Origin of the sequence: Flavobacterium faecale, from assembly GCF_003076455.1 — a bacterium.
Classification (GTDB): Bacteria; Bacteroidota; Bacteroidia; order Flavobacteriales; family Flavobacteriaceae; genus Flavobacterium; species Flavobacterium faecale.
The window spans coordinates 4557713-4571944 of sequence record NZ_CP020918.1 but is presented as its reverse complement, the minus strand read 5'-3'; the positions used below and the strand labels follow the sequence as shown (position 1 = coordinate 4571944).

15 protein-coding genes are annotated in these 14232 nt (G+C 33.5%); 8 read left to right on the top strand and 7 right to left on the bottom strand.

The window, feature by feature from the left end; translation table 11 throughout:
- Positions 1 to 78: 78 nt before the first annotated feature.
- Positions 79 to 1050: a WaaS/CpsH family glycosyltransferase gene (locus FFWV33_RS19025; RefSeq protein WP_108742362.1), complete on the bottom strand. Its 972-nt coding sequence runs from the start codon at positions 1048 to 1050 to the stop codon at positions 79 to 81.
- 82 nt (positions 1051 to 1132) lie between these two features.
- Complete coding sequence (locus FFWV33_RS19020; protein ID WP_211316280.1) at positions 1133 to 2239, bottom strand: glycosyltransferase family 4 protein; 1107 nt, start codon at positions 2237 to 2239, stop codon at positions 1133 to 1135.
- A 387-nt stretch (positions 2240 to 2626) separates the two neighbouring features.
- On the opposite strand from FFWV33_RS19020, the gene FFWV33_RS19015 reads away from it, so the two are divergent.
- Both FFWV33_RS19015 and FFWV33_RS19010 read left to right on the top strand, forming a co-directional pair.
- The gene (locus FFWV33_RS19015) at positions 2627 to 3394 is read left to right on the top strand and encodes a lipopolysaccharide kinase InaA family protein (protein ID WP_108742360.1); all 768 of its coding nucleotides are present in this window, start codon (positions 2627 to 2629) and stop codon (positions 3392 to 3394) included.
- On the top strand, positions 3394 to 4233 hold the full coding sequence (locus tag FFWV33_RS19010; RefSeq protein WP_108742359.1) for a glycosyltransferase family 2 protein: 840 nt from the start codon (positions 3394 to 3396) through the stop codon (positions 4231 to 4233). Before FFWV33_RS19015 ends, FFWV33_RS19010 begins: the two co-directional genes overlap by 1 nt.
- Here the strand turns inward: FFWV33_RS19010 and FFWV33_RS19005 are convergent.
- Positions 4220 to 5284, bottom strand: coding sequence for a glycosyltransferase family 9 protein (locus FFWV33_RS19005; RefSeq protein ID WP_108742358.1), 1065 nt, complete (start codon positions 5282 to 5284; stop codon positions 4220 to 4222). The genes FFWV33_RS19010 and FFWV33_RS19005 overlap by 14 nt on opposite strands.
- A 59-nt stretch (positions 5285 to 5343) precedes the next feature.
- Positions 5344 to 6171, bottom strand: coding sequence for a 2,3,4,5-tetrahydropyridine-2,6-dicarboxylate N-succinyltransferase (locus FFWV33_RS19000; RefSeq protein ID WP_108742357.1), 828 nt, complete (start codon positions 6169 to 6171; stop codon positions 5344 to 5346).
- Between the two features lie 97 nt (positions 6172 to 6268).
- Between FFWV33_RS19000 and FFWV33_RS18995 the strand changes: the two genes are divergently transcribed.
- The 3 genes from FFWV33_RS18995 (at position 6269) to ruvX (ending at position 7698) form a co-directional block, all read left to right on the top strand.
- A complete protein-coding gene (locus FFWV33_RS18995) occupies positions 6269 to 6502 on the top strand; it encodes a hypothetical protein (protein ID WP_108742356.1) in 234 nt (77 codons plus the stop codon).
- On the top strand, positions 6492 to 6773 hold the full coding sequence (locus FFWV33_RS18990; RefSeq protein WP_108742355.1) for a type II toxin-antitoxin system RelE/ParE family toxin: 282 nt from the start codon (positions 6492 to 6494) through the stop codon (positions 6771 to 6773). The genes FFWV33_RS18995 and FFWV33_RS18990 overlap by 11 nt, the downstream gene beginning before the upstream one ends.
- A 505-nt stretch (positions 6774 to 7278) precedes the next feature.
- The gene (ruvX, locus tag FFWV33_RS18975; RefSeq protein WP_108742354.1) at positions 7279 to 7698 is read left to right on the top strand and encodes a Holliday junction resolvase RuvX; all 420 of its coding nucleotides are present in this window, start codon (positions 7279 to 7281) and stop codon (positions 7696 to 7698) included.
- 41 nt (positions 7699 to 7739) lie between these two features.
- On the opposite strand, the gene FFWV33_RS18970 is transcribed toward ruvX, so the two are convergent.
- A complete protein-coding gene (locus FFWV33_RS18970) occupies positions 7740 to 8315 on the bottom strand; it encodes an IS630 family transposase (protein WP_159085952.1) in 576 nt (191 codons plus the stop codon).
- A gap of 22 nt (positions 8316 to 8337) precedes the next feature.
- Positions 8338 to 8730 (bottom strand): helix-turn-helix domain-containing protein, encoded by a 393-nt coding sequence (locus tag FFWV33_RS18965; protein ID WP_108739144.1) that lies wholly within the window; start codon positions 8728 to 8730, stop codon positions 8338 to 8340.
- A 146-nt stretch (positions 8731 to 8876) separates the two neighbouring features.
- Between FFWV33_RS18965 and FFWV33_RS18960 the strand changes: the two genes are divergently transcribed.
- Positions 8877 to 10370 (top strand): malate:quinone oxidoreductase, encoded by a 1494-nt coding sequence (locus FFWV33_RS18960; protein WP_108742353.1) that lies wholly within the window; start codon positions 8877 to 8879, stop codon positions 10368 to 10370.
- Positions 10371 to 10685: 315 nt separating this feature from the next.
- On the opposite strand, the gene FFWV33_RS18955 is transcribed toward FFWV33_RS18960, so the two are convergent.
- Positions 10686 to 12908 carry an FUSC family protein gene (locus FFWV33_RS18955; protein WP_108742352.1) on the bottom strand — a complete coding sequence of 741 codons (2223 nt, stop codon included), beginning with the start codon at positions 12906 to 12908 and terminating at the stop codon, positions 10686 to 10688.
- A 203-nt stretch (positions 12909 to 13111) separates the two neighbouring features.
- Between FFWV33_RS18955 and def the strand changes: the two genes are divergently transcribed.
- Positions 13112 to 13699 (top strand): peptide deformylase, encoded by a 588-nt coding sequence (gene def / locus FFWV33_RS18950; protein ID WP_108742351.1) that lies wholly within the window; start codon positions 13112 to 13114, stop codon positions 13697 to 13699.
- A gap of 51 nt (positions 13700 to 13750) precedes the next feature.
- Positions 13751 to 14194 (top strand): DUF5606 family protein, encoded by a 444-nt coding sequence (locus FFWV33_RS18945; protein WP_108742350.1) that lies wholly within the window; start codon positions 13751 to 13753, stop codon positions 14192 to 14194.
- The last annotated feature ends 38 nt before the right edge of the window (positions 14195 to 14232 follow it).

Here is a 14232-nt window from a genome sequence, read left to right as displayed (position 1 = left end):
ATTTTTTTCATCTCTATGAGCCCGCTTAGAATTAAATTTTGGTTAGTTTATGAAATCTAAAATAAAAGGATCTACTTTTTATGATTTTAATTCTTTCTCCAGTTCAAAAACAGTGTTTACCCAACTTTCAATGGTGTATTTGCCATACAATTCGGCAGGCAAAGGCTCAAAAGGAGTTTCAAAAAAGGAGCGCGGAATTTCAGGGTTTTCGGGGTCAATTACCAGTATGTTATTTGGGTTGTAAAAAGGGTATTCTTTAATAGATGCATTGCTACTGATTATTTTTCTTTGAAAAGCTAGCGCATCAAATACTCTAAAACTTAACCCATTTTGGTTTTTTCGAATCAAATCTAAAAAAACTTTGGAATCGTCTAATTCAGGAATTAAATGTTGTAACGAAATGTTTTCGGTGGTGTACTGAATACCTGGATGCAAATTGTTCGGCTTTTTTTTGCCTACCAATACAAATTTAAAAGGAATCTCTTGCTTGGTGCAAATAGCTGCAATTTTATTTAGTAACGTTACTCTCTCGTCAATGGCAGACACTATGTACAAATCATTGCCAAAGGTTTTTTTAGGACATATTTCAGTTTTGTCGAGATAGATGTAGTTGCAAATAGATTCGAAGCCATATTTGGCAGCGTCGTCTTTGTCAAAAGTATAGATTTTGTCAAAAATTGCTGTAGTGATATTTTTTATCGGGAACAAATTACTACTGTCGTATAGGTAACAGATGTATTTTTTGCATTTCGCCTTGATTTGTAAATGGACTGATTTACAAATACGATCTGGGCGTATAGAAAGTATGATATCTTGCGGTCCTAATTTATCAAGTTCCTCAAGAATATGTTCCTCCATTGCGATGTTCTTAACGTTTTTGTTTAGCACTAATTTATTGAAAAAATTAGAACATTTAGCAGCAGTGGAGGGGTAGGTATATCTGAATTTTGAAATATCAATATGTTGCGCGTCAATGCCTCTTCTCCTTAATTCTTTAATTATATTATAATCAAATCCGTAAAAATCAAAACTAATAAGGCAAATTTTCATATTAATAGCGGTTGGTTTTTCGATAAAAATAACTGCATTTGTTGCAATATTTTAAACGAATATAAGGAAAAAGGTTTGTTTGTTATTTTATTTTCAATGATTTGTAAAAGGCGTAGTAACTCTCTTTTATGTTTTTAAGATCGTGATGTTCTTTTACAAGTTTGTATGCATTTTGTTTAATGTGGTCGGCAAGTTCATTGTTGATAAGCAATTCTAGCACATGTTCTGCCAACTTATTGGCGTCTTTGAGGTCTGTTACAAAGCCGGTACTATCATTTTTTACAACTTCGGCTATCCCACCTGCACATGTAGCTACAACAGGTACCTGTGATGCGAGTGCTTCATAAATAGTTAAGGGCAGTCCTTCGGTTTCGGAGGTTAATAAAAACACATCAAAGTCCGATAATAACTGATTAACATTTTTACGATGTCCCATAAATAGTAAATGCTCTGCTATTCCTTGGTCTTTGGCATAGGCTATCAACTCATCTTCCAACGGTCCTTCACCAATGATTACAAATTTTATTTGTTGTTTGTCTGTGGTTTTTGCTAGAATGATTTTTGCAGTGTCAATAAAAGTATGAAGGTCTTTTTGAACTGTAAGTGCGGCTACATTACCAATTATTTTGGTTTCTTTGGGCAGGTTGTATTCTTCATGAATTAAATGTTGCTTCTCTAAGCCTACAAATGCTGCAACGTCAATGGCATCATATATGGTAGTCAATCTACTTTTGTCTTTAATAATGGGATCGAAAATTTTTTCGACTGCCTTAGAAACCGATATAATTTTAATTATTCTAGGATGAGAGTATTTAAAACGATTTATGAATTTATCTTTTATCTTGTTGTTTCGTTTTCTACTTAAAACTATTTGTACCTTATTTGAGAGAAACGGCAAGGCAAGTAAACTAGCTGTTAATGCACTAGAATCGTGAACGTGAATCACGTTGATTTTATTTGCTTTGCAAATTTTAATAATCGGCTTGATTAACGAAAAAACTTTGTGTTCAATAGTGTATGTAAAATGCTTTTGCATTTTTTCTTTACATTTTCCCGCAAGCACAGAATCTTCGGGGCACAAAATCATTTGGTTTAGATCTTTATACTCCTGTAGTAACTCAAAATACATATACATTTGTGCTTCTCCACCTCTCCATTTCTGTATTGATGTTACATTTAAGATATTCATAAGTGATATTAGTTTTTTGCTTTTTAGGGTAGTATTTGCTTTATATTTGATGGTCGTTGCAATGTCAGTTTGTTTATTCAATGTACCAATTTATGTAAAAATATAGTTTTATTTGGTTTTATCAAGAATGTGCGCAAGTTTAGCCTACTGTTTTTTGAGCTATAAAGTTCAAGTCGGAGCAAATGTATTATATTTACACGCTCATTATTTGTTGGCTATTGCTATACTTTATTTTGTCCAAGTCTTGTCGGTTTTGTCTTGTCGAAAGGTTTTGGTTAAGTAAAACTACAAATTGAACGGTTTATTATATCGAGCCAAGCAATTATCAGTAATAATGGATTTTCTTTTTAATGTATTCGCTTTTGCGTCTTTTGTAATATTTTTTTAATGACTAGTATCATTCATCCACAATTCAAAAAATCTGAAAAGGATTTGATTTTTTTTATCGAAAATTTTAATAACCAAGGGATTCTCTTTGGTGATGGACAACGCAATAAAATCAAACTCTTTCAATTAGACGGTTTGACAGTTAATATCAAATCATTTAAGATTCCGAATTTAATCAACAAAGTAGCTTATAAGTATTTTCGAAAATCAAAAGCTAAGCGATCGTATGAGTTTGCTACCGAATTGCTGAAAAATGGGATAGGAACACCAGCTCCAATTGGGTATTTTGAGAATTTTAATGCTTTGGGTTTAAGAGAAAGTTATTATCTAAGTGAACATTTGGTTTGTGAACTAACTTACCGCGAATTGGTTGAAGAACCAAATTATCCCAATAACGAACAGATTTTAAGAGCCTTTACTCGTTTTACGTTCGATTTACATCAAAAAGGAATAGAATTCTTGGATCATTCTCCAGGAAACACCTTGATTAAAACCAATGCTAATGGTCAATACGATTTTTTTCTAGTAGACTTAAATCGAATGAATTTTCATAATAAGATGTCATTCGAGCAACGCATGAATAACTTTAGCCGTTTGACGCCCAAAAAAGAAATGATTGCAGTAATGAGTAATGAATATGCCAAAGTATATTCAGATCGATCTGAAACTGAAATTTTTACCAAAATGTGGGAGGCAACCACTAATTTTCAAGAAGAATTTGAGCGTAAAAAACGATTCAAGAAAACCATTAAATTCTGGAAAAAATAATGGACTTCAATCAAAATAAAATAGAAGCTTCGGTGATTATTAGCACCTATAATGCAGTGGCTTGGCTCGAGAAAGTGATTTGGGGTTTCAATTGTCAAACGGTATCAAATTTTGAAATCGTCATTGCCGATGATGGATCAGGTCTTGAAACTAAAGCGAAAATAGCAGAACTTCAAAAAATAGTCAAATTTCCTATCGTGCACGTATGGCATGAAGATGATGGTTTTCAGAAAACAAAAATTTTGAACAAAGCAATTTTAGCGTCCTCAGCTGATTATCTTATTTTTACCGATGGCGATTGTGTGCCTCGAAAAGATTTTATTGCAGCACATTTTGCCAATCGAGCTGTGGATACGTTTTTGTCTGGAGGCTATTTTAAGTTGCCAATGTCGGTGAGTGAATTGATTACTAAATCGGATATTGACAATCAAAATTGTTTTGATTTAAATTGGTTGAACGCAAACGGATTTACAACCAATTCAAAATCTATTAAATTGACAAAATCTGCTTTTTTGGCTGCCTTAATGAATAAAATTACACCAACAAAAGCCACTTGGAATGGCCATAATGCCTCATGCTATAAAAAGGATATTCTTGCCGTAAATGGTTTTAACGAAGAAATGAAGTACGGAGGCGAAGACCGTGAATTGGGTGAACGCTTGTTTAATAAAGGGTTGACTGCAAAGCAAATACGTTACAGCGCTATTTGTATTCACCTAGATCACGCTCGCGGGTATGTATCTGACGAAATTTGGAAAAAAAACAATGACATTAGAGCTTTCACCAAGGCAAACAAAGTAATTGCTACTCCAAACGGAATCAATTCTAATTCTCTCTAACAAACTGCTTCACTTTCAAAACAAATAAATCAGGAGTGTATTTTTGGTACAAGTCTAATGCAACGGCTTTCATTTCTTTCGCAGTTTTTTCACCGTACAGTTCTGGTTTGAAATCCTTTAAATGCACAGATACATTTGTGGTTCCGTTTTCAAAACTATTCCATGCTTCTTTAATAATCCAGGTAGAAAATAGGGTAAAAGTTGGCACATTGAGCGCTTTTGCCATATTTACAGCGCCACCTTCATTTCCAATCAACGCATTGCAATGATGGGTAATTGATAAAAACTCACGTATGCTTCCGGGCACAAGTTTAATTTTTATATTTTTTTGCGTCGCTGGTGCACATAGATCAAAGATATTTTGAGCATCTTGCTGTTGCGATTTCATGTAGTTGAACAACAAAGTAGCATCCGTTTCTTGCACGATAGCATCCAAAATTGTAGCCATAAAGGGAAAAGGATATGTTTTTCTGAATTCACTTCCCAATACACCAATCATGAAAATCTTTTTTGAAGGTTCAATCTCGTATTGTTGCAATAGTCTTTTTCCGTTTTCAATTTCTGCAGCAGTTAAGAATATTTTCGGTTTAGGGTCTAAAGTAATATTAGAGTTTTGCAATAAGGGAGTTAAGAGATTCATTCTATTTTCTAACGCTGTTCCTGCAGGGGTAAGTGGTGCTGCGATCTCATGAATCGTTTTAGAATAAATAAATTGTGTGTACTTTTTATAAAAACCTATTTTTTTATCAGCACCAGAAAGGGCAACAATTAAGTTGCTCTCTAATTTGCCGTAGGCATCAATAACGATATCGTATTTTCTCTTTCGAATAGAAAGAAGAAAGTTGAAAAATGCTTTTTTACTAGATCGGAACTCCTCTTTGAATAAAAGTACTTCGTCAATATTTGGATTGTTTTCTATCACAGCGGCAGTAAACGGGTAAATAAGATAGTCTACTTTGGCCTCAGGAAAAAGCGCTTTTATGTTGTTGCAAACAATACTGCTTGCAAGCACATCTCCAATCATTTTTTGTTGTATAACCAGTATTTTCATATCGAAAAAAAAACCTCCCTGTTCAAGGGAGGAATTAGTATTATATTTTTGATTAGCAATTAAACCGCTACGTCATATTCTCTCAAAGCATTGTTCAAAGACGTTTTCAAGTCTGTAGATGGCTTACGAGTACCAATGATTAAGGCACATGGCACTTGAAACTCACCCGCAGCGAATTTTTTAGTATAACTTCCAGGAATCACAACTGAACGAGCAGGAACAAAACCTTTCATTTCAACTGGAGTATCACCGGTAACATCGATAATTTTTGTAGAAGCTGTCAAGCAAACATTAGCACCAAGAACTGCTTCTTTACCTACGTGTACACCTTCAACAACAATACAGCGAGAACCAATAAAAGCACCGTCTTCGATAATAACTGGAGCAGCTTGCAATGGCTCTAAAACACCACCAATACCAACACCACCACTCAAGTGAACATCTTTACCAATTTGAGCACAACTACCTACAGTTGCCCAAGTGTCAACCATTGTACCAGCATCTACATAAGCACCAATATTTACATAACTAGGCATCATGATTACACCGCTAGAAATAAAAGAACCGTAACGAGCAGATGCTCCTGGAACTACACGAACACCTTTGGCAGCGTAGTCTTTTTTCAATTCCATTTTGTCATGGTATTCAAAAATTCCAGCTTCCCAAGTTTCCATTTTTTGAATAGGGAAGTACATTACTACCGCTTTCTTTACCCATTCGTTTACTTGCCATCCTCCCGAAGCGTCGGGGCCAATTGGTTCAGCAACACGTAGTTTACCAGAATCCAATAATTCGATTACTTCTCTAATGGCGTTTGTTGTAGTTTCTTCTTGTAGCAAAGCTCTGTTTTCCCAAGCTTGCTCTATAATTGTTTGTAATGCGTTCATTTTGTATGTTTTTTGGCAAATATACCATTTTTAACCAATAGCAAAAAAGATATAAATACTGAAAATGTTATATATTTGTATATTAATGACATGAATTATGGAAACTATTAGACTTGAATTTAATTCGAATATAAAAAGTAAAATCTTAGAATTATTGAGTTCGTTTTCTTCAGATGAGCTGAAAATAGTTACTGAACATTCTACTTTTGAAGCCGAAAAGAAAATGGTACAGGCTAGAATTGATAAAATTAAAAACGGGACTGCGAAATATTCTACTTTTGATGAATTGGAAGTTTTATTAGAAGATACTATTTCAAAATATGAGGATTAAATTAACTGTTGATTTTAATTACGATTTAAAGGATATAGTTAGTTTTATTGCTAAAGATAAGCCTCTTGCGGCTAGGAAATTTAAAATAGAATTAATAAAAAACATCAAAAAAGATTTCAAACATCCTTTTTTATTTAAAAAATCAATATATTTTGATGATTTAAATATTAGAGATTATGTCTTTAAAGGTTATACGGTTGTTTTTACTGTTGAAGAAGAACTTGAAACTGTAACTGTAGTAGCAATTTTGAAACATAGAAATTCATTTTAATAAAAAAATAGGAGCGATGGAAACCATTAGACTTGAATTTAATTCGAATATTAAAAGCAAAATATTGGAATTATTGAGTTCTTTTTCTTCCGATGAGCTTAAAATAGTTTAGGAAGATGTTGAATTTGAAAGTGATAAGAAAAAAGTTGAAATAGCTTATGCTAAAATGAAAAGTGGTAATGAAAAAATGTACACAGTCGAAGAAGCGGATGCCTATTTAGATGAAATTTTTTCAGAATATGATAGTTAATATTTCGAATGAATTTTTGGTTTTATTGACTTACCAAGTTCGTTATATTTATAAGGATAAACCAATAGCCACATTAAAATTCAGGAAAGATTTACTGCGAAATATCAAAAAATATTTGAAAAATCCATTTCATTCAAAAAATCTTACTAAATCAAAAATGAAAATGTAAAAGATTATGTTTCTATTTATGAAGTAAATGTAGAAATACAAATGATTACCCTGTTCGGTTTTATTAAATACAAAGACTCCCTATAAATGCCAAGAATACTCTCCATAGACTACGGTCAAAAACGTACAGGAATAGCTGTTACAGACGAAATGCAAATTATTGCCTCAGGGTTAACTACGATTCCGAGTGCTACAGCAATAGCTTTTTTGAAAGATTATTTTTCTAAAGAAAAGGTAGAATTGGTCCTTATTGGTGAACCTAAACAAATGAACGGAACACCCTCTGAAAGTGCATCGATCATTAAAGGATTTGTAACGCACTTTACCAACCACTTTCCAGAAATGAAAGTAGTGCGCGTAGACGAGCGATTTACTTCAAAAATGGCGTTTCAAACCATGATAGATAGCGGTTTAAAAAAGAAGCAAAGACAGAACAAAGCTTTGATTGACGAAATATCAGCTACGATTATGTTGCAGGACTATTTGTCCAGAAAAATCTTTTTATAATTCTTTGTTAAAAGCAGTATGAAACGTGATATAAGTAATGGTTAAAATTTAATGTCGTATTTTATTCCAAAATTAGTCAGGACAAAATTTAATTTTTCTTTGAGGTTTTCGAATGATTTATAAGCATCAAAATCTAACCATTGATATTTTATTCTCCGCCATAGAATTTCAATCAGGTTTAACTCTGGAGAATAAGGTGGCAAAAAGTAAATTAAAACATCTTTTTCTTTCCATTGTTCTATTTTAGCCATAAACTTCTTTGATTTGTGTATGGGAGAATTGTCAAGAATTACAATGGTTTTTTTAATGGTTTGTTCCACAAATCGATTCATAAAACTGATGATTCTATCTGAATTAAAGGTTGTTTCAAGTGTTTCGAAATAGAGTTTATTTTTACGGGTCATTAATCCAACTACATTCTGATATTTACCTTTAGCAGCGGGTAACAAAATTGGATTATCCTTTGTTTGCCAAGCATAAGGCACATTAGGAGAGAGTCCAAAATGACTTTGGTCTCCAAAATATAAATCAATATAACCGCTATCTTCCAAACTCTTTAATGTTTCTATCTGCTCTTGTTTAAATCTAAATTGTTCTTCGTTGCGTTTGCCTTTCAAAGAGAGTCTAGCTCTTTTCCACTTATAGCCCAGTAACTTTTAAAAAATTCTGCAAAGTCTTTTTGCAGATGACAATATTGTGTTGCTCCTCAAAGTAAATTAATACATTTTTTAAATTTCTATTGTGAAGTTCTAATTGCTTGGAAACTTCTTCCGTATAGTCTTTTAAAAGAGTTTTTGCTCCTCTTCCTTCTGATATAGCAAGAGAATCAACCCCAATACTAGCCCAACTATCAAACCAACGTTCAATCGTTCTGCGACTGACTTTAAAAATAGAAGCCAAGTCTTTAATCTTGTGTCTTTGATGTGATAAAACAAGGCATTGACTACGTTTCCTAACAGTATTATTAGGGCTATTTTGGTAAAGGTGCTCTAGTACCAAAACCTCTTCTTCTTTTAGTGTTACATATCTCATAATGAGATAAATATAGTAAATTTTTCATATATTAACAACAAAATACGACATTATTTTATTCTTATTACTTATGTAACTAAATAGGGATGATTTGGTGTTTTAAATTTCATAATATAAAGTATCTTTGTGCTTTATAAAAAATTATTATGCCTGATACAACCATACGTTCGAATAGTGATGTAGTTCTAATTGGAGCTGGAATTATGAGTGCCACACTCGGCTTGATTCTAAAAGAATTACAACCTGAATTAACCATTGATATTTACGAAAGATTAGACAACGCTGCTGCCGAAAGTTCTGACGCTTGGAACAATGCAGGAACAGGGCATTCTGCTTTTTGTGAATTAAATTATACTCCTGAAGCAGAAGACGGAACAATAAGTCCGAAAAAAGCAATAAGTATTGCTGAATCTTTTGAACTGTCGCGCCAATTTTGGAGTTATTTGGTACAACAAGAAAAAATATCTTCTCCAGAACATTTTATAAAAAGAATTCCACATATCAGTTTTGTATGGGGAGATGAAAACGTAGCGTATTTAAAGAAACGTTTTGAAGCCCTACAAGCCAATCCGTTATTTGCAGAGATGATTTATTCTACTGACTTTTCTGAGTTAGAAAAGTGGATGCCTCTTGTTATGGAAGGTAGAGAAAAAAATCTGTCAGTTGCTGCAACCTCAATGGGTATTGGTACTGATGTTAACTTTGGTGTCTTGACAAGAGATATGTTCTCTCATCTTGCGCAAATGGAAGGTGTAAACTTGCATTTTCATTGTGAAGTGCGTGATTTAAAACAACGTGACGATAAATCATGGCGTATTAAAATTACAGATCTTGCTACGGATCAAAAACGAAAAGCATACACGAAATTTGTTTTTATTGGTGCTGGTGGAGGTTCATTACCCTTGTTAGAAAAAGCAGATATTCCAGAAGGAAAAGGTTTTGGTGGTTTTCCGGTAAGTGGACAATGGCTAAAATGTACTAATCCTGAAGTAATTGCACAACACGAATCAAAAGTATACGGAAAAGCAAGTGTAGGGTCACCTCCAATGTCTGTTCCTCACATCGATTCACGTATGATCAATGGCGAAAAACAATTATTGTTTGGACCTTTTGCTGGTTTTTCTACTCGTTTCTTGAAAAACGGATCCTATTCAGATTTACCAAAATCAATCCAATTAGATAATATAGTACCAATGGTAATTGCGGGTGTAAAAAATATTCCGTTAACCAAATACCTTATCGATCAAGTGCGTCAATCGCCAGAGGATCGTATCGAAGCGTTGAAAGAATATGTACCGGGTGCAAAATATGATGACTGGGTAATCGAGCGAGCTGGTCAAAGAGTTCAAGTGATTAAGAAAGACGAAAAAGAAGGTGGTAAATTAGAATTTGGTACTGAAGTTATTACCTCTCAAGATGGAACTTTATCTGTATTGTTAGGTGCTTCTCCAGGAGCGTCAACAGCTGTGTCAATCATGCTAGATGTGATTTCTAGATGTTTTAAAGACGAAGTAAAAACTCCAGAATGGCAAGCTAAATTTAAAGCAATGATTCCTTCTTACGGACAAGAGCTTAATGATAATCCTGAGCTTTTGGAAAAAATTAGAGAAGAAACTGCTACAGTTTTAAAATTAAAATAATCAACAATAATATTCCAAGTTACGTAATTTAGTTTGGAGTACTTTTCGAAAATAATAATAGATAGAGGTTAACTTCGGTTAGCCTCTTTTTTTTGTTTTTATGAACTTGCAATTGTATTGGGAAATTTTAATTTGTATTGAATGATATAAATTGTTGCATTTTTAAAGTATACTAAAATGGTTAATATGCTGTTTTTGAGTATTTTGAATAAGTATGATTTCTTTTATGATATACTATTTAACCTTTTTACTTACTAAGAAATCCGATTTATTTTCGATAAAAAATAAAAAATAAAAAACCACCCTATTAGCTGTTTATGACTGCGGATTGATTAGTAGTTGTTTGGTGCTTTTTACAATATTGTCAGACAAGTTTGTAAGCCAGATAAGTTGCTCAATGACCAATTGTACTTCTTGCATTTTGTTTTTAAAATCGACCTCGCTAATGCTTGAATCTTCATTTAATTCTTTAGCACGAATGTTTCGCAATTCGGCAAAAATTCGAGACATATCCTCTGGAGCTACAAAGTCGGTACTCTTAGTGTCTTCCTGATTTAGAATGGAAATGGCATAGTCTAGATTTTTAGTAATTTGCGTGATGGCAGAGTTGAAAACATCAGATGCTGCTGTTGTTTTATTGGATTGAGTATACGTTCCCAATGACGCTGCAGATGAAAGCAAAGCATTGTTTAAAACCGTTAATTTGTAAAAAAGCTGAAGATTGGTCTGTTTTGATTTCGGTTCTTGAACCATACGCTGAAAAGAAGCCATCAAATTCCCTACTCCTATAAAGGCTTGATTTCGAGCCAATCTATAAGAACTCGATACTTCACTTTTGCTATTGTAAAGTGCAGAGAATTCTTTTAAATAATTTCGATTTGCTTCAAGAGACTTTTCAAGATATTCGGGAATGTTTAAAAACTCCCAACTTGGCCACAAAAAATGATTGGCCAATATGGCTAAAATGGCACCTACAACGGTATCCAGGATTCGGTACTGAATCAAATTTTCTATCCCAGGTGACAGAATCGAAAAGATGAAAATCACATACATGGTGATGAAGGTCGTCCCGATTTTATAATTTGTAGGGTTAAAAGAGTATCCTAGTAACATACACACGATTGTAATGCATCCCATTACCGTGGTGCTTGGAGAAAAGTACAAGATACTAAACGCGATGATGCCGCCAATGGCTGTACCAATAAAACGGTTGTACGTACGCTCTTTGGTGAGTCCGTAGCCGGGGCGCATGATCACAACGATGGTCAATAAAATCCAATAAACATTTTGAAAGGGCAGTATTTTTCCAATAAAAAATCCAATCAGGATGGTGACTGTAATTCGTAAGGAATGTCTAAATATTGTGGATGAAAATCGGAAATTCTCAACCAAAGTATTTATAGGATAGTAATGGTGTTGAATAAGTTTTTCTAAATCTTTATCCCTTCCCTTTAGATCTTTTAGTTGTACTGCAGTTGTAAAAGCACGTTCTACTATTTTAATTTTCTCAACTTGATTCTCGGCATAGCGCAGCATTGTAGTCAACATCAAAGCTCCTTCGATAGAATCTATTGGGCCAAGTTCAGTTTTGTACGCTTCGATGGCATCTTCCAATTCATGAAGATTTTCAAGAATGTTGTGCTTGTATTGGTAGGGCTTTTTGTCTGAAATACTTTTTGCAAGTTGCTTCAACACCTTCGCTAGGTTATAAGCAAGGTTTTGGTAAGTATGAAGAACTACAGGATGGTCATCAAATTTTTGGTGCAGTTTATTGTGGTCGAAAGACGTTGAAATAGCCAGTTCCATAATCTCTACCAAAGACATGAATGATAGCAGCATCTTACGGTTTTGATTTGATGATCCGTAGTTGGTGCGGTGGCGTACTAATATTTCTCGAATATTTTCATGTATGGCATTGAGTTCTACTTGCAAATGCAACTGTTTCTTGGTGATTTCCTTTCGATCAGAATTAATTTTCCATAGATCTCCTCGTAGTTTTAAATATTGGGAGGTAAGTTTAATGCACTCAGCTATTTGCAATTCTACATAACGATTGGGTTTAATAAAGTAGAAGAGAATCGATACTAATAGGTAGAAAATTCCACCTACCAAAATAAGTCCCGAATGTATAAAGATTTCTATTCCTGTGTATACATGAGCAAAAGAAAGTGAAACAGCTACTAAGGCAGAAAAAGCTACCATTGTAGCGCGTTGGTCATACACGGCAAGCATGGAGACCAAAAAGAGGATGCTAACAAATATGGGGTAAAACAACCACGGATAAGGATAGGTGAGATTGATAAGCAACGTAATTCCCGAGATGATCAAAGTAGTGATGATTAATCCGTTTACTTTGTGTTTTAAAATACTAGGTATGTCACTCGGAAAAACAAGAAATGCACCCAATGCAATCGTGATTCCGGTGCCTATATCTCCTAAATAAGAAAATAATAAAGCTGGAAAAGCACCTGCGATGGTAATTTTCAAAGCATTGGTAAATTCGGTGCTTTCGGTGAATTTTTGGATCTTTGTAATCATAACATATGGGTTGCTCACAAAAGTATGAATTGTAAAATAGAATCATCATACAATTCAGGCTAGAAATTAGATAATACGTTAAAAAATAGCATTTGTTTGGTAGAGGTTAGTCCTTGTCTATTTTTTTACTATTTTTGCCATTCGTGCTAAATTTTAGAAATGGAAATTCTAAAATAATCGATTGAATTCTAAATAAAAAAACAATGATTTTACCAATTATAGGATATGGAGATCCAGTTTTGCGCAAAGTTGGGGTAGATATAACACCTGAACATCCTAATTTGAAAGAAACTATTGCAAATATGTACGAAACGATGTATAATGCATCTGGAGTAGGCCTTGCAGCACCTCAAGTTGGTATGGCATTGCGTATGTTTGTGATTGATGCAACCCCTTTTAGCGATGATGAGGATCTAGCTGAAGAAGAAAAAACAAAAATGAGTGCTTTTAAGAAAACTTTTATCAATGCAAAAATGATAAAAGAAGAAGGAGAAGAATGGGTTTTTAACGAAGGCTGTTTGAGTATTCCTGATGTGCGTGAGGACGTATACAGAAAAGAAAAAATTACAATTGAATATTGTGAAGAAGATTTTGTAATGAAAACCGAAGTATTTGACGGTTTGATTGCAAGAGTTATTCAACACGAATACGATCATATTGAAGGAGTCTTGTTTACAGACAAAATATCCTCTTTGAAAAAACGTTTGATTCAGAAAAAATTAAAAAATATATTGGAAGGAAAAACATTTCAAGATTACCGAATGAAATTTTTTGGTAAAAAAGGAAGGTAGTTTTTAATTCGAATAAAAAGCAATAAGAAATAAAAAGTAAAAAATATTAAAATGAATTTAGAAAAAGTTTTATCTATTTCTGGTAAGCCAGGTTTATATGTTTTAAGAGTACAAACTCGTACAGGATTTGTAGCTGAATCATTATCTGATGGAAAAAAAATCACTGTAAGTTTAAAGAGTAATGTAAGTTTGTTATCTGAAATTTCAATCTATACTTACGATGGAGAGAAACCATTGACAGAAATTATGAACAGCATTGCTGCAAAACATGATTTTGGTCCATCAATCTCTCATAAAGAAGACAATGCAACATTATTGGCTTATTTCAAAGAAATTTTGCCTGATTATGATGAAGATAGAGTCTATGCATCTGATGTGAAGAAAATTGTAAACTGGTACAATACATTGCAAGCAAAAGGATTGGCAGTTGAAACTCCTGCAACTGAAGAAGCTACTGAGGCTACAGAAGAAACTAAAGAAGAAGTAAAAGAGTAATTTACACTCCTAGCACAAATAAATCCTGCAATCTTGTT